Source organism: Hirschia maritima DSM 19733 (assembly GCF_000378345.1).
Classification (GTDB): domain Bacteria; phylum Pseudomonadota; class Alphaproteobacteria; order Caulobacterales; family Hyphomonadaceae; genus Hirschia; species Hirschia maritima.
In genome coordinates this window covers 1-16367 of sequence record NZ_KB899548.1, presented here as the reverse complement: position 1 = coordinate 16367, position 16367 = coordinate 1, and the positions used below count along the sequence as shown (strand labels likewise).

Annotated in this window: 16 protein-coding genes; 2 read left to right on the top strand and 14 right to left on the bottom strand. The window is 45.3% G+C overall.

The window, feature by feature from the left end; translation table 11 throughout:
- Positions 1-3 precede the first annotated feature (3 nt).
- Together F551_RS0113305 and F551_RS0113300 are read right to left on the bottom strand one after the other, a co-directional pair.
- Positions 4-459, bottom strand: coding sequence for a YHS domain-containing (seleno)protein (locus tag F551_RS0113305; protein WP_018998010.1), 456 nt, complete (start codon positions 457-459; stop codon positions 4-6).
- An 86-nt stretch (positions 460-545) separates the two neighbouring features.
- Positions 546-1403 carry a prephenate dehydratase gene (locus tag F551_RS0113300; RefSeq protein ID WP_018998009.1) on the bottom strand — a complete coding sequence of 286 codons (858 nt, stop codon included), beginning with the start codon at positions 1401-1403 and terminating at the stop codon, positions 546-548.
- A gap of 190 nt (positions 1404-1593) precedes the next feature.
- Between F551_RS0113300 and F551_RS0113295 the strand changes: the two genes are divergently transcribed.
- A complete protein-coding gene (locus F551_RS0113295) occupies positions 1594-2550 on the top strand; it encodes a c-type cytochrome (RefSeq protein WP_033405127.1) in 957 nt (318 codons plus the stop codon).
- 6 nt (positions 2551-2556) lie between these two features.
- Here the strand turns inward: F551_RS0113295 and F551_RS0113290 are convergent, their stop codons facing one another.
- From F551_RS0113290 to F551_RS0113280, 3 genes are all read right to left on the bottom strand, one after another.
- Positions 2557-3432 carry a C40 family peptidase gene (locus tag F551_RS0113290; RefSeq protein ID WP_018998007.1) on the bottom strand — a complete coding sequence of 292 codons (876 nt, stop codon included), beginning with the start codon at positions 3430-3432 and terminating at the stop codon, positions 2557-2559.
- 37 nt (positions 3433-3469) lie between these two features.
- Complete coding sequence (locus F551_RS0113285; RefSeq protein WP_018998006.1) at positions 3470-3844, bottom strand: MarR family winged helix-turn-helix transcriptional regulator; 375 nt, start codon at positions 3842-3844, stop codon at positions 3470-3472.
- Between the two features lie 81 nt (positions 3845-3925).
- A complete protein-coding gene (locus F551_RS0113280) occupies positions 3926-5296 on the bottom strand; it encodes a leucyl aminopeptidase family protein (protein ID WP_018998005.1) in 1371 nt (456 codons plus the stop codon).
- Between the two features lie 123 nt (positions 5297-5419).
- On the opposite strand from F551_RS0113280, the gene F551_RS0113275 reads away from it, so the two are divergent.
- Positions 5420-6241 (top strand): tetratricopeptide repeat protein, encoded by an 822-nt coding sequence (locus tag F551_RS0113275; RefSeq protein WP_018998004.1) that lies wholly within the window; start codon positions 5420-5422, stop codon positions 6239-6241.
- Positions 6242-6342: 101 nt separating this feature from the next.
- On the opposite strand, the gene F551_RS0113270 is transcribed toward F551_RS0113275, so the two are convergent.
- From F551_RS0113270 to F551_RS0113230, 9 genes are all read right to left on the bottom strand, one after another.
- Complete coding sequence (locus F551_RS0113270) at positions 6343-7332, bottom strand: type II secretion system F family protein (RefSeq protein WP_018998003.1); 990 nt, start codon at positions 7330-7332, stop codon at positions 6343-6345.
- A gap of 9 nt (positions 7333-7341) precedes the next feature.
- Positions 7342-8337 carry a type II secretion system F family protein gene (locus F551_RS0113265; RefSeq protein ID WP_018998002.1) on the bottom strand — a complete coding sequence of 332 codons (996 nt, stop codon included), beginning with the start codon at positions 8335-8337 and terminating at the stop codon, positions 7342-7344.
- Positions 8337-9860, bottom strand: coding sequence for an ATPase, T2SS/T4P/T4SS family (locus tag F551_RS0113260; protein WP_018998001.1), 1524 nt, complete (start codon positions 9858-9860; stop codon positions 8337-8339). Before F551_RS0113260 ends, F551_RS0113265 begins: the two co-directional genes overlap by 1 nt.
- Before the next feature lie 9 nt (positions 9861-9869).
- Positions 9870-12170: an AAA family ATPase gene (locus tag F551_RS0113255; RefSeq protein WP_018998000.1), complete on the bottom strand. Its 2301-nt coding sequence runs from the start codon at positions 12168-12170 to the stop codon at positions 9870-9872.
- Positions 12171-12197: 27 nt separating this feature from the next.
- Positions 12198-12854 (bottom strand): CpaD family pilus assembly protein, encoded by a 657-nt coding sequence (locus F551_RS0113250; RefSeq protein ID WP_018997999.1) that lies wholly within the window; start codon positions 12852-12854, stop codon positions 12198-12200.
- 14 nt (positions 12855-12868) lie between these two features.
- Positions 12869-14455, bottom strand: a complete 1587-nt coding sequence (locus tag F551_RS0113245) for a type II and III secretion system protein family protein (protein ID WP_018997998.1) — start codon at positions 14453-14455, stop codon at positions 12869-12871.
- Positions 14456-14476: 21 nt separating this feature from the next.
- The gene (cpaB, locus tag F551_RS0113240; protein WP_018997997.1) at positions 14477-15406 is read right to left on the bottom strand and encodes a Flp pilus assembly protein CpaB; all 930 of its coding nucleotides are present in this window, start codon (positions 15404-15406) and stop codon (positions 14477-14479) included.
- Positions 15407-15486: 80 nt separating this feature from the next.
- A complete protein-coding gene (locus F551_RS0113235; RefSeq protein WP_018997996.1) occupies positions 15487-15999 on the bottom strand; it encodes an A24 family peptidase in 513 nt (170 codons plus the stop codon).
- A 146-nt stretch (positions 16000-16145) separates the two neighbouring features.
- The gene (locus tag F551_RS0113230) at positions 16146-16325 is read right to left on the bottom strand and encodes a Flp family type IVb pilin (RefSeq protein ID WP_026296835.1); all 180 of its coding nucleotides are present in this window, start codon (positions 16323-16325) and stop codon (positions 16146-16148) included.
- Between the last annotated feature and the right edge of the window lie 42 nt (positions 16326-16367).

Below are 16367 nucleotides of genomic sequence, written 5' to 3'. Positions count from 1 at the left end.
CGTTTATCTATCGAGAATGTCCGGCCATTTGGAATCAGCAGATTCAATAAAACCTTGAGGATCTGCTTTCCACTTAGCCTGAATTTTATCACTGAAGTTCAAGTAGAGCTTGCCGTCTAAAACTGTCCACTGCTTGGGATCACCTTTAAAGAATTTTCCATCAGCCATCGCCCATGCACAATATCCGCCGTACTGAGGAACAAAAGCATCAGGAGAAGCTAGAAACTTGTCGAGATTTTCCTGAGAGGCAAAAAGGAAGTCTGCCCCAAGATGGCTAGTCTTGAACTCTTTGTTTCCCTTTACCGGTTCACCGCCATCAAAATACGACACGACATCATATCCGCCAGCCGCATTATTATTGAACGACTTTGTGTAAATTGGATCTTTCCCAGCATATGCAGCTGGTGTGACTAACAAAACAGTGGCCGATAGGAATACAGACGAAATCAATCGCTTCACGACAAACGCTCCCAAGCTAATTTAAATTAACCCTAAATGTGCCGTGTTGTCAGTTCACTATCAAACCACTTTTTCGTGATGCGCAATTATTGTTTATGCACACCCGTTTTACGGTATTGATCAGCAAGGAAAACACCGAGAATATCCAAACGTGTTGAGAAAAAACTCATCTCCTCCAATGCAAGTTGCACATTGCGGTCGTCTGGATGCCCTTCCACTTCCGCGTAGAACAAAGTTGCTGTGAATGAGCCTTCACTTAGATAGCTTTCCAGCTTGGTCATATTAACATTGTTCGTCGCAAATCCGCCCATCACTTTATAAAGCGCTGCGGGCACATTACGAACTTTAAAAACAAATGCAGTCACAAATTCTTCGGTCTTGCTGGTACGTTCCAATACGGCTGGTTCTTTCGCCATAATCACAAAACGAGTCGTGTTATGTGTGTGATCTTCAATATTGGATGCGAGGATATCTAGCCCATAAACTTCCGCCGCCAATTCTGGTGCGATTGCCGCTAAGTTTCCATCATCTGATTCGGAAACTTCACGCGCTGCTCCAGCAGTATCGGCAGATGTAACCGCTTCAATATCATGTTTTCTCAAAAAATTTCTGCACTGACCAAGCCCCATAATATGGGATCTGGCGCGTTTTATTTGATCAAGTTTCACACCTCTATTTGCCATCATGAAAAAACGAATTGGTAGAAAATGCTCAGCATTAATATGCAATCCCGAATCCGGCAAAAGGTGGTGAATATCCGCCACACGGCCCGCGATAGAATTTTCAACAGGGATCATAGCTTCAGCTGCATCCCCTTGTTCTACAGCGCTAAAGACGTCTTCAAAGGTTCTGCATGGCATAGGCTCAAGATCTGGTCGTGCTTCCGAACACGCTATATGGGAATTAGCTCCCGGCTCACCTTGATATGCAATTTTCTTGGTCATTAAATCGTCTTTCTGTGGGGTCTTAGAAATGCATCATTCACTCAAATTTGGCTGAATCAGAGTGCGACGGTTCGTCGCTTGTAAAAGCGGGTCGTAATTCCTGCAAGACTCGCTATGTTGCAGTTCAGGCAATAGCGTGGCAAAAGGCCCGCACAAACCAAAAAATACGAATCTATGACAAGGGCGTTTCATGAGCGACTTGGGCTTAAATAAATATATGGCTGCGGCCTTCTCCACGGGTCTTGTGATCCTTGGTGTTAACGAAGCAAGTAATGCTTTTTTCAAGCACGAAAAACCAGAACAGCCAGGATATCTGGTTGAAGTTGCTTCTGCGGACGCTGGGCACGGCGACGACAAACCAGCTTGGATACCACCAACTGATTATGGTGTTCTGCTTGCTGAAGCAGACATCGCCAAGGGTGAAAAGAAAACAGCAGCTTGCATAAGCTGTCACAAGTTTGAGCAAGGCGGTGCAAACGGCACTGGTCCAGCTCTTTATAATATAGTTATGGCTAACAAAGCATCAGTCGCTGGATTTAGCTATTCATCAGCCCTAACTGACCTTGGCGGCCAATGGGATTATGAAGCTCTAGATGGCTTCCTGAAAAACCCTAAGAAATACGCATCTGGTACAGCTATGAACTATGCTGGTCTATCTAAAGAAAAAGACCGCATGAATGTTATCGCTTACCTACGTACATTGTCAGCTTCTCCAGCTGCACTACCAGCTCCTCTTCCAGCAGAAGCATTCATCGAGCCTACGGAAGATGCTGAGCATTCTGCAGAAGAACACGCAGCTGATGCAGCACACGCAGTTACTGAAGTTGCTGAAGAAGCAACTGAAGCCGTTGAAAGTGTTGCAGCTGAAATTGAAACAAACGACGTTGTAGAGACAGTTGAAGCTGCTGCGGAAGAAGTTGTTTCTGAAGTTAGCGAAGATGCGGCAAGCATTGTTGAAGACGCTGTAGAAGATGTAACAACTGAAGCAACAGATGCTGTAGAAGCTGCAGTTGGCGATATCACCGAAGAGGCTGCGCCAGCATTTTCAGAAGGCGTCAGTACAGATGCTTTGGAAGAAGCAGTTTCTGACGCGGTAGAAGATGTTACCGATGCGGCTGAAGAAGTCGTCGAAGATGCTCAACAATAACTGCATCTAGTAAGAATTTAAATGAGGCGGCCGTTTGATTGATCGAACGGCCGCTTCTTTTTTGCTTATTCTTTCAATTGCTTCTTCAACAGGTTCACTCGCACACATCATGTGATGCGCATTCGCATGCAGCATGAATTCGTTATCTTGCATGATCCCCACGTGTCCCGGCCAAAATATAAGATCCCCACGCTGAAAGGATTTTAAACCGGTTTCGAGATCCATTGTCTCACCGACATTTGCAGAAACTTCCTGCATGCTCGCATCGCGAGGAACACTAAATCCAGCGGCCATCATCGACGATTGCACCAACCCAGAACAATCCAACCCTAGACTATCCTTGCCGCCCCACAGATAGGGTGCATCCTGAAACATCTCAGCGACGGATACAAAATCATCATAACCTTCCCCAATTGAGAAAAGATGCTCTGTGACCACCCACCCTCCTGTCGCAAGTTCCGAATAATCACCATCCTGTCCAATGACTGCAACACGCGCATTCAAGCTAACCATGTATTTGGGTGTGGTTTTGAGATTGGGTTCCGAGAACACAATCGTTCTAAGCACACCAACTTTATGAGTTGCACCAAACTGCTTCGCGGAAAGGTGATCCGATTTTATCCAACCAACATATTTATCATTAGAGAGTTGCCCCCACGACCACTCACCTTGCACGTCGTAAACAGTAAAAACTTCACCCATTTGCGCCTGTGTATCCAAAGCAGAGTCATCAGCATTGCGAAACACACCAGTAACGGGTGCATTCACTTGATAAACAACACCTTCGACAAACTTTGCAGCCTCGACCTGCCCCTCCAGATGAGCAGCAGCGATATCTTCTCGAAATGGATTCAAACGAGGGTTTAGCGGTTTTTGCGACATTAGCTTCGCCTATCTGTGAGCGAAGACTACCTATAAATCAGGCGACTTTCTTCGCTGTCTCTGGAAGTTTTGCTTCAATAATTTTTGAAGCGTCACAGATTGTATCACCGAACTCGGTTAAGAAAACAGAACCAGCCACCGTTCTTTGCACCAATACATTGCGCAAATCATCAGGATCTTTTCTACGTTTCAACAACTTTAAATTAGACAGAGTATCTAGTGCGCGCGTAACCGCTGGTTTCCCAAGATCCAAACTGAGCGCCAAACCGCGAACCGTATGAGGTGGTGGTGTCAAATATACAGCCATCAGAATTGCCATCTGGCGCGCCGATAGATCGGGCGCATCTGAACGAACGGAATTAGCTAATACATCCCGCCAAAGCTGTAGCGCTGCTGTACGATCCAATTCCATGACAAATATTTCTCCCGTGACGCGAATATATCACAGTAGAATCACCTAATTCGATTCGCGAATCAATGCCTTTGCGTTGAATTATTTCTGATATTTTTGTTTTAAGTGGTTCATGACCGCTCTTAAGGCAAATGCTGCCCCACCTTCTGGCCGTCCATATTTTCCTAATCGCCAACCCCAGACATCAAAATGTGCCCACGATTTAACGTCGACAAACTTCTGCAAAAACAAAGCAGCTGTAATGGTTCCAGCAAACGGTGAAGCCGCACCATTTACAATGTCAGCTATAGAACTCTTCATCATAGACAAATAAGATTTCCACAACGGCAATCGCCATATTGGATCCCCAACATCACATGCACTTTGCGAAAGCTCACCTGAAAACACATCATCTGTTGCAAAAAACGGAGCCACTTCTGTTCCCAATGCAACACGTGCGGCTCCCGTCAAAGTGGCAAAATCAAGCAACAAATCAGGTTTCAATTCGCTGGCTCGCGTAAGCGCATCAGCCAAGATTAAACGGCCTTCTGCATCCGTATTGTCAATTTCAACCGTGATACCTTTTCGGCTATCCAATACATCACCGGGACGAAACGCACCTGCTCCAACTGCGTTCTCTACCGTTGGAATATGCAGTGTTAGATACACGTCCAGTTTGGAAGCCATAATCATACGAGCCAGTCCGATAGCATGAGCCGCACCGCCCATGTCTTTCTTCATGATGCGCATGTAATTGCCCGTTTTTATGTTGAGACCACCTGTATCGAACGCTACACCTTTTCCTACCAAGGCAATGTGGGGTGATTTTTTATTACCCCAGCTTAGCTCGATGTAACGCGGCGCATCTGCTGCAGCGCGCCCCACAGCATGAACCATAGGATAATTTTCGGCGAGCAAATCATCGCCAATTATTTGAGAAGTATCTGCGCCGAACTCTTCTCCTAGCTCCACAATAGTTTGAGCGATTTGAGTTGGCCCCATGTCTTCTGCGGGCGTGTTGATCAGATCACGAACGAGCTTGATTGAAGCCTCTTCGATCTGTGCTGCCTCACGGGCCACTTTGTCATTTACAACAAGCATAGGTGGTGTCGAAGAATCTTTTTTGTAGCGCGTAAATCGATAGGCACCATCAGCCCAACCTGCATATACTTGCTCTAAACTCAGTTTCTCCGATTGTGTTGCTATTTCATAGCTACCTTCTGGCAAGCTAGATGAAGCATTCGCCAACACCAGTGCATCTTCTGCTTCGCCAATACCAAAAGCAACATTTTCAATTTTACCATCTGTATTTGGTATCAATACAAGTTTACCCACCTGTCCGGAAAAACCCATTCCTTCAATGAAATTTTTGACGCGATCATCTTGCGTCTTATTCCAATTTTCAAACTCATCAGAAGAAACAATGTGAAGGTGCACAACTTCTTTTGCAGAAGCAGTAAAAACAGAATTCATAAAATCATCCAAATTCAAACGCTGCGTGTAGGAAAGCGTTAACTAATCATTGACCTGAAAATAGGATAGTTAGGCCCTGAAACTATATCAACGTTCTTTTTGAAAACTTCTGGGGGTCATTTCATGGCGACCAATTCTTTATCCCGACTCATTTTGCTGTCTACTAGTGCCCTTCTTTTGGTGTCTGCTTGTACAAAGCCGCCAACATCTAAAGAAGAAGAAATGATGGAAGCTGTCGCAAATGAGAAACAAATCCTCGCGGCGTCAGCTCAAGAACGTCAACAAATCAAACACCATGACGCTTTTACACAGGCAAAATTCTGGGGAGATCAATTCGATCTAAATCCCAGCGATTATGAAGCCGCTACTGAATTTGCAAGCGTACTAAGAACAATCGGTAGCGCCGAGCGTGCCGTCGACGTCGCAACACAAGCATTGGCTCTTCATCCAGGAGATGTTGAACTATCCAAAACACTCGCAAAAGCCCACATGGATGCTGGTCGCCCAGACCGTGCAACAACTGCCCTCTACAATGCCACTCCAGAAGGTGACGACTGGGCACTCTACTCTTTATATGGTGTGGCACTTGATCAGTTAGGTGATCATGAGAAAGCTCAATTACGCTATGTCAAAGCTTTAGATATTTCTCCTGATAATCAAGTCGTTTTAGCAAACTATGCACTATCCTTGGCACTACAAGGCAAACCAGAAGACGCTGAAGAAAAACTACGATACGCTGTAGAGCAGAACCAATTTGTTGATCCACGCGTCCGCCAAAACCTAGCCCTTATTCTAGGTATTCAGGGAAAGTTCGACGAAGCTGCTGAATTATCTGCAATTGATCTTCCTCCAAGCATGGTTCAGGCAAATGCAGAATACTATAAAAAGCTATTAACCCCACCTTCAAGAAGTTGGAATGCGCTTCGCAGAACTCAATCTGAATAAACTCCTCTGCATATCGAGAGAAAATACAATTGAAAAATAAAAAAACGCTCCCAGACGGTATGTCTCGGGAGCGTTTTTTATTTATTATGCAAACTGTTTTTTTATTCAGTTGCTCTTGCCACTGGATTTTGCTCTGCATCGTCGTTTTCTTTGATCTGGATGTAGGCAGGAGTACCGATCACTATGAACAAAACAGGCAAGAAGAATACAATCATAGGGACGGTCAGCTTGGCGGGAAGCGCTGCTGCTTTTTTCTCTGCTTCAAGCTCTCGAAGTTCCCGGTTTTCTTTCGCCATCGTTCTTAACGCTACTCCCATAGGCGTACCGTATTTTTCGGCCTGAACAAGTGCTGTTGCAACAGACTTTATCCCAGGATGGTTCGTGCGTTCTGCAAGATTAATATAGGCTTGGCGTCGCTCTTGAAGGTAAGATAGTTCAGCTGTGGTAAGTCCTAATTCTTCGGCTAACTCCACCGACGCTGTACCAACTTCTTCACCCACACGTGCAAATGCCGCTTCAATTGACATCCCAGATTCAACACAAATAAGCATCATATCCAAACTGTCGGGAAAGGCCTTCATAATAGAAGCTTTTCGTTTATCCGCCCTATTCGTCAAATACATGTTTGGCGCATAAAATCCTGCAGCCGCTCCAAACATAACCACACACATTTGTAGCTGAAAATTCAAATCAAAATCATTTACGAACTTGAGATACAGAAAAGAAGCAAGACCAAGAGCGAAAGGAAGAGCAAACCTAGCAAAATAGAATGCCGATACGGGCCTAGGACCACGAAGCCCTGCCTGCACAAGTGCTTTTTCGAGGTTGTCATCTTTTAGCGCAGATTGCAGATCCAATTTATCCACAACATTGCGCATCATACCTTCATCTTTGCGACGAAGACTTTTTTCCTGTAGCTGCTCTCGGCTTTTTCGACGCAGCTCTTCACGTCTATTAGATACCGATTTTAAGCGAGTTTCTAATTTATTACCCTTGAGAGCTGGGGCTGCAATCGTCAGGATGGTAGCAAACGCAGCCAATCCAGCCAACAATGCTGCTAGAAACCCTGGATCTTGAAGTGCTTCCATCATAATGCGCTCCTAAACATCCAGTTTCATCATTTGCTTCATAACGAAGATACCAACTCCCATCATACATGCCCCCACTCCAAGCATGAAATGTCCGGTTGGGTGAGTAAACAATATCGACATATAGCTAGGTGAAGATAGATAAACCAATATCATAACAGCTATAGGTAATGCCCCGATAATCATTGCAGATGCTTTGGCCTCAGAAGACAAAGCCTTCACTTTTTCAGCCAACATTTTTCTTGAACGAAGAACGTCTGAAAGGTTTCCCAATGCCTCTGAAAGGTTACCACCAGATTGTTGCTGAATACCGATCACAATTGCAAAGAAATTCACTTCTGGCAGTGGCATTCTACGATACATATTCATTAGTGCTTTATCGACAGTTGCGCCCATTTGAATGGAATCAATCACTCGAGAGAACTCGCTCCCAAGTGGAGCGGGAGATTCATCTGCAATAATTCTCAAACATTCAATTAATGGAAGCCCAGATTTTACACCCCGAACAATCACATCAATACCATCGGAAAACTGCTGAGTGAATTTCTTTTGACGAGCACCAATCCCCATTCCAACAATCCATCGAGGGAGACCGAAAGCTCCGACAAATCCTGCCGCAGCAACAATTGGATAAGTTTGTCCCATGACAAAAGCAGCAGCAGCCACAACCACTCCCAACACAGCTGACAACATCCAAAACACCGCCGGTTCTATTGTCCATCCAGCTTGCGCCAGTTTATCCTTGATTGAGTTCCCACCGACATCCCGGCGGCGTTTATTTTCTTTGTCGCGCAGGACTTTCATGGAATCCTGCATTTGTTTTCGCCGTATCGCCGCCGCATCATTTGTTTGATTTTTTGATCCAGCGGCAACCTCACCTAAAGCAACTTGCTTAAATCGTTTTTGTTGCGTTTGAGTTGAACCACCAGTCGTAAATGCAAAACCAACTCCCACCACACTGATGAAAGCCAATCCAGCGATGAGGTAGACTGTCATTGACTGATCCATTAGGCAGTCTCCAACTCATCAAGTGCCTGTCCCAAAGCGCCCTCAAGATTGTAGTATTTAGCACGCTCCCAAAAACGAGGTCGTCCAACACCTGTTCCACGGTGACGACCAACAATTTTTCCGTTTTTATCTTCACCATCGATTTCATATCGCAACACATCTTGTGTCACGATCACATCACCCTCAAGGCCCATGACTTCTGAAATAGATACGATTTTTCTTGACCCATCGCGCAAGCGAGTTGCTTGGATCACCACATCGATAGACCCAACAATCATCTCTCTAATCGTACGTTGTGGAAGAGAAAAACCACCCATGGTGATCATGGACTCAACACGAGAAAGCCCTTCACGAGGCGTATTTGCGTGAAGCGTTCCCATTGATCCATCGTGACCAGTATTCATCGCTTGAAGTAAGTCGAATGCTTCGGCACCACGCACCTCACCCACGATAATTCTGTCAGGACGCATACGTAGACAGTTCTTCACCAAATCAGTCATGGTGATCTTACCCTGCCCTTCCAGATTCGGAGGACGGGTCTCAAGACGAACAACGTGAGGCTGTTGCAGTTGAAGTTCCGCAGCATCTTCACAAGTAATTACACGTTCGCCCGGCTCGATGAATGCAGTCAAACAGTTCAATAGTGTTGTTTTACCCGATCCAGTACCGCCTGATATCAGCACATTACAACGTGCAGTCCCGATTATACGGAGAAGTTCAGCACCTGCTGGTGATATTGCCCCAAACTCCACAAGGTTTTGAATAGTAAGCTTATCTTTCTTAAACTTACGGATTGTCAGTGTTGGACCATCAATAGCCAGAGGTGGTGCGATTACGTTTACACGCGAGCCATCAGCAAGACGCGCATCACATATCGGACTAGATTCATCAACACGACGACCAACTTGAGACACGATACGCTGACAGATGTTCATCAACTGACCATTATCTCGGAAGCGAATGTTGGTCCGCTCAATCTTACCATTCACCTCAATATATGTGGTGTTGGCTCCATTCACCATGATATCCGCGATATCATCACGAGCGAGCAATGGCTCAAGAGGCCCATACCCCAATACATCGTTACATATGTCTTCCAGAAGCGTTTCTTGCTCCGCCAATGACATAACAACATTCTTGATCGCAATAATCTCAATCACAATGTCACGGATCTCTTCACGTGCACTTTCTTGATCTAATTGCGCAAGTTGAGAGAGATCAATTGTATCGATTAAGGCATTAAATATCTCAGTTTTTACTAGATAGTATTCTTCCGAGCGTTCATCCACACTGGCAACAACGGGCTTCTCTTTTTTGGCTACAGGAGCAGGCGATTTAGGCTTCGCCTGTTTTGGTGCGGACGCTTGCGGCTTGGGAGCAGACCTTTCCGGTGCAGCTTGTTTTTCTGCGGATGGCGGAGGTGCTACAGCAACACTCTCTTCTCCTGCTTGTGGCGCACTCGGTCGACGAGGTTGGCCACCTCCATCCCCTGTACCGAATGATCCTGTCTTCTTCCCAAACATTGCCTACCCCTAGCGTTTGAACAATTTGTTCAACAAAGAACTACGTTCAACTTTTACTTCCTTGCCTGAAACCAAAGAGGCAAGATAATCAATTCCTTGAGCACATTTTGAATCTTCAGCAACATCAGCAATCATCTGTCCGTTGTTTGCTGCCGTTCCAAATAATTGCGGATCAAAAGGCAGCACTAGATCAGGCTCTAAATCCATTGCTTGCGCAAAGTCCTTCACTGGAATTTCTGGACGTTTTGGTACACCAACCTGATTGACCACCAATCTAGGTGTTGAATCGTTTGGACGCGCGGCTTTCAAGAAATCAATAAGGTTTTTTCCGTTGCGCAGAGAAGCAAGATCAGGTTGCGCCACAACAACGATCTCATCTGCAGATATCACAGTGTCTTTAAACCAATCTGTCCAAATGTGAGGAAGATCCAACACAACGAACGGAACAGTTTCACGCACCTTGTTCAGAACCAGATTATAAGTATCCCCATCGACGTCATAGGTTCGATCCAAACTAGCTGGTGCAGTGAACAAAGACAGGTTGTCAGTCGCCGGTGTGATCAGGCGGCTCATCACCGCTTCATCAAAACGCTCTGGTGCCAAAAGCGCATCAGCGATTGTTTGATTGTTTTCGCTGTTGAAATCCAGACCTGTTGTTCCAAAATTCAAATCAAGGTCAACCAATGTTGTGCCTTGATCCAATCTCTCAGACAAAGACCAAGCCAAATTGTGAGCAATCGTAGAAGACCCAACGCCGCCTTTTACCCCTGTCACCGCTAAAGTTTTACCTACAAAAGGCTGATCTGGGTCTGCAAATTGTCCCGAAATTGCGCGGATCAATTGTACTGTTTCAAGAGGAGGCACAATGTATTCTGATACACCACGCGCCATTAACTCTCTGTACAACCGAATATCATTTGCCGCGCCGATGACGACCACTTTGACATTCTCGTCACACAATTGAGCAAGTTCATCTAACTCAGCTAACAAACGAGCCGATTTTGCAATAGACTCAACAACAATCATATGAGGTAAATCATGCTGCTGATAATAGTTGATAGCAGCCTCAACACCACCCTCAACAATTTCAGCCGATACATTTACCATGCGTCTATCCTGCATGGATTTTTTAAGCATCTGATTGCACAATTGAGTTTGTGAAAAAGCGTGAATAGTTATTCTAGGAATTATTCTATCGCCGCCAACTGATTGCGACATTTCAAACCCTAAATCAGCTTCATCTTCATACGAAGATTCCAGTGCGGAAGTTTGCGGAACATAAGCTTCGGTTTGCTCTGGAGCTTCAGCCAATCTCATAACTTCATTGGAAGTGTCATCAGCAAAGTCATTCAGACTAAACCCACCGTCTGGCGCGTTTAAATCCTCATCAAACGATGGTAATTCCGATGGCAAACGCTGCGTACTCGTTCTCGAAGAAGGGCTAACTTCTGGCTCTTCAAACGCTTCAAATGGCACATCATTATTTGCTTCCAATTCGACTTCTTCATCAAGTTCATCAATTTGAGAAAGTCGATCAGAAAATTGTCCATCGTCGATCGGTGGTTCAAAATCTTTAGAAAGAGCATTTTCCAGAATACTGTCTAGGTCTTCAAACTTAGGATTATCAACATTTGAAGGCTCACTTGATACCCAGTCATCATCTGTTGATGTTTCTATATCTTGAGTTTCATTGACCGATTCAACCGCAACTTCAGGATAAGCATCTTCCGTTTCTTCTAAAGACGTAGAATCAAAACTGTTTTCATCTTCAGAAAATTCAGAAGACAATGCTTCTTCAGATAAATCCAGTCCATCAAAAACAGAAACTTCTTCACCATCAATTTGTCCAGTAACACTGTCTGTTTCTGTAGCGTCTGCTGCGGTCTCGCCCTTAAGTTCTTCTAATAGTGCTTCAGTTTCACTCTCAACTGGCACAATAGCTTCGACTTCTTCAGCGGCGTCCGACATCAGCGCGGATGCGAGATCAATATCTTTACCTTCAGGACCAGAAGCCTGTAATGGATCTTCAACAAAAGTTGCATCTTCATTGAATTCAGGGTCACCACCCTCAATAACACTTTGAAGCTCCGCTAGTAGTTCAGCCGGAATCTCCACGCCGCTATCACTTTGTTCAGAGTGGTCTACATCTGTCAACGCAGTGTCTGCAGTTTCGAAAGGCGCTGTTGAAGAGGATTGCTCCTGCTCATCATCATGCTCTCCAATCGGCTCATCAATGTCCAAATCAAGCCCTAACTCTTCAATTAGGGATTCATATGTTTCATCATCAAGCGTGTCGTTGGGACCAGTCATATGAGCCCTCCTAAAATCTTTATTGGTCTAGTTCTGCGTACTGCCACCGTCAGCTTCTCTCGAAGATGCGGTGTTCTCACCCAGACGATATTTTTCGTATACTGTTAGCTGTCTTGAAGAGTCCCCAGGTCCCAATTCTCTTTCACCGAGAAGGTCGCCTGGTTTAGCAATCATCATCGCTATGTTTTCATTCACAGCGCACCCAAAGCTGGGCAAAGATGAATTGCTACTGAGCTTAGTCCAGTCATGTTCATTTACTTTGGAACACCCAGGCACATGGGCTTCGTATGTTTTAAACGCCATGATTAATGGTGCTTCATCATTTGCATTGGGGACATAATCTCCAACAGCAATATTTGCAGGCAACACACCAGCTTGAGACAGTATAGATCGAATTGAAGTCACGACACCAAATGCGGCGCGAGACCCTTCCGGTGCGCTTACGGTGATTGGGCCGTAACCATCATTTGCAAAGATAGACGCAAATTCAGCAACTCGCGCTCTATCCGCTGTCGTTAGATGTCCAACTTCAACATTTGTGAGTTCCAGATAGTGAGTTTGTTCTTTCACCTGAATTTCTCGGTGATCACCATTAGCAACTGCGATCGACTCTGGTGAATGGCCACAAGCAGACACTGCGACTAGTGAAGCGCCAAGAAGCGCGAGTGCTTTAAAGTTGCTCATATTCGCTCCTTACATCAATCCAAAATGAAGCCAGCGCCTTGCACACCAGCATTCTCTTCAACATCCGCACCTTCAACAGCGTAGACCTTGTTCATTTTTCCAAAGAAAATCGCTTTGGAATCCTTGGCCGAAACATAACCATCATCAGGTGATCTCAACTTTTTTGGATCCGTTGGATCTACCAAGTATGGTGTCACAATCACAACCAACTCTGTTTCATCGTTTTGAAATTCGCGTGAACGGAAGAGCGATCCTAGAACAGGTAAATTTCCTACGCCCGGAACTTTGTCCATTGCCTGCTGAGTCTGCTCCTGAATCAATCCAGCGATGACCAGCGACCCACCAGAAGGCATTTCAACAGTGGTGTCAGCTCGGCGAACTTTTAGTGCCGGAATAACGGTTGCTGGAATTGTCGAAGTAGAACCATCTGCATTGACGGCAACCCCTCCACCAACTTGATAACCACCTTGGTTTGTAAGTTCAGAAACCTCAGTAGAAATCCGCATGGAAATACGGCTTTCCGACAGGACAACAGGCGTAAATCCAAGCCCGACCCCGAATGGTTTAAATTCAAGAACTACATCACCATCATCATCAACTTCCGCTGGAACAGGGAATTCACCACCTGCAAGGAATTTGGCACTTTCTCCAGATAGTGCTGTGAGATTTGGTTCCGCCAATGTGCGTACTAGACCGATGCGTTCCAGCATATCCACTGAAAGACCGGCTGAGCTTTGAAGTTTGTCACCCACGAAATTATTGTATGAAGGCGCTAAACGTAAGCCACCTAATGATTCACCCGAGATGCCGAGGGAGTTGGAAGTTCCAAATGAAACAGATTGATCCCAAGGCGCATCAGGAGCAAAGATTTGCAGAGGGTCTCCATTCGCACCAAGCGCGACAAGGCCTGTTACCGGATCGATTGCAGTCTGCAAGGTTCGATTGGCCATTTCACCAACATTCATAGAACCCGACACATTCACACCCAATTGCTTAATGACTGTACGTTGCATTTCAACGATACGTACCTTCAATAGAACTTGGTCTTTTCCTTCGATGGAAACCATATTGATGACTGGACTATCATTGACCACAAATTGTTGTGCCAACTGAATTGCCATATCAGCATCTGACAAACTCGGCGCTTTACCTGCTAAAACAATTGCACCATTTACAAACTCAGCCTTTATGGCTGCACGTGGTACATATTGATTGATTAGCTCTTGAAGCTCAGTCACCCCTTGGCCGGCAACGACAACATCCAGCGCCAGAATTTCTTTTCCTTGGGCATTGGTGAAAATAATGCTGCTTTCACCCTTACCTTTAGCAAGAACCGCAATTCGACGCTTAGAACGCGCTAAAACATCGGCAATTTCTGGATTTGCCACCAGAATATCATCTACATCTTCTTCAAATTCGAGAATTGCAGTTTTGTTTTGAGCTATATTTAACGTTCTTGATGTCGCGCTCTGCCCTGGCTCAGAAACTTTTACACTGATGGTTTCTTGTTGCTGACCACCTGCTAACGGCTCTGCAAATGCGTTTTCGCTACCCAATGCAAGGGCAGCTACACACGCTGAAAATAGTATTTTCTTTATCATTACTGACACTCTCAAAGCCTATTAGCGAGGACCTTCCGGTCCATTCGCCCCCATCTCACTTGGTTCAAAAGTCTGATTCGGCTGAACAACCCCGGGAGGCGCACTCATCAGAGCTGTTCTGACACCGCGTTGAAACACTCTCACGCCGTCAGACCCACCACCGCGACGAGAGGCTAAAGCCAACCCGCTAGCAGTTGCCCCTGATGTGCCGGCTAACTCCGTTACAGATCTTAATACTAAACTGATTTCGCCGCGTTCTTGCGCAGCCATCAATACCATTGCGTCTTGTCGACTTAGCTCTAGAGTCGCTCTGTTACCCACAACAGCCTCGCCGGCTTCGCTTTCAACTGGTTTGTAATATCCATCAATCGCCAACACGCGAACATTATTCAAAATTGTGTCGATTGCTGTTTCTTCCTGACGCCCGTTCGGCCCATCAACTTCAACTTCAAAAGTTAGCAACACATCCACGTGATCGTTTGGAAATATAAAACCACCAGCTGCGGTTTCAGCAGTGATTTCCACGCCGACTGCACGCATTCCTGGTGTTAAAACTGCCGACATAAATCCTGCTTCTCCAGGATGCACAATTTTCGCTGCTGTTAATGGCTCCCCTGCCATCATGTTTACTCGAACTACAGCTCCAAGCATTCCCTCAATCGCATCGGGGTTTACTTCTTCTATAAGAAAAGAAGTGGTATTTGCCTCTTCTGGCCAATCTTGCCAACTCAATTGTCCTTCTTGAACAAACTGTCCAACTTTAAGGTCGCTAGTCGCAACCAAAACCTTTAACGTTGGCACCTCTTCAACTTCTTTGGCGGCAACAAGTGAAGATGTCTGAATTGGTAAAACCGCAGGTGTAGATGAACCTTGCATGCCATTCACCAACAGCGCAGCCCCCACAGCTGCTGCTGCAGCGATCAACAAAATAACAAGACGCATTACTGGCATTTGATTCTCCTAAAGCCCGAAGGACTTCAATTTATTTCGACACAATTCCACACATGTCCTAAACGTATCGTTAATTCCTATTACGATTGGGATGTAGAAATTGCATTTAGCGCAATTGTAAAAATTGGGGATTGAGTTGCAGCCCAGAAAGCTCCGGCAGTAATGGCTACGCCGTAAGGTACTTTTTTTGTATCAAATACCTTAGCCATTCTCGGGTTTGAAAATTTAAGATCTAATCGTCGAACAACTATAAGAGGCAATGCGACGAGACCACCAGCTATCGCAAAGGCAGCTAAGAAAGCCATTTCAGCGGGAACACCCATCCACAATGATGCCGCAGCTACAAGCTTTGCATCTCCCCCGCCCCACACTCTCAGGTAAAACAACCCCACACCTACCGCCAAGGCGGCAAAGCCAACCAACAAATGCCAACCAAAATTTTCAAGCGTTAAATTTGCAAAATAAGCGGCGGGAAGAAACAATACAGCGATTGCTATAGAAACCCAATTGGGAATTGTTCGATCAAACACATCATGAAAAGCAGCGAAAACTAACAATACGGCACATACTGCCGATAAACCTAAGACCACCATAATAAATAATTCTCACTGCCCCGTTTCATGTGTAAGCAGATTGTTAATGTGCGATCGTAAATTTGTGGTTACTTCTGGATTTACACAAAAAAAAGCCGCCAGAGATAACTCTGACGGCTTCTTCTTTAATCTTAACAGTCTGACTATTAAGCGTCGTTTGCAGCAGTGATAGCTGTACCAACTGTAGTGAATGATTCTGCTGATTCACTACCGATTGTTGTTACACCACCGATGATTGCTACAGATACTAGAGCAGCAATTAGACCGTACTCAATAGCTGTTGCACCAGACTCGTCTTTAAAGAATTTGTTCAATAGGTTTTTCATTTTGTATTCTCCGCATTTTTTTGCATGGCTATAAACCCACCC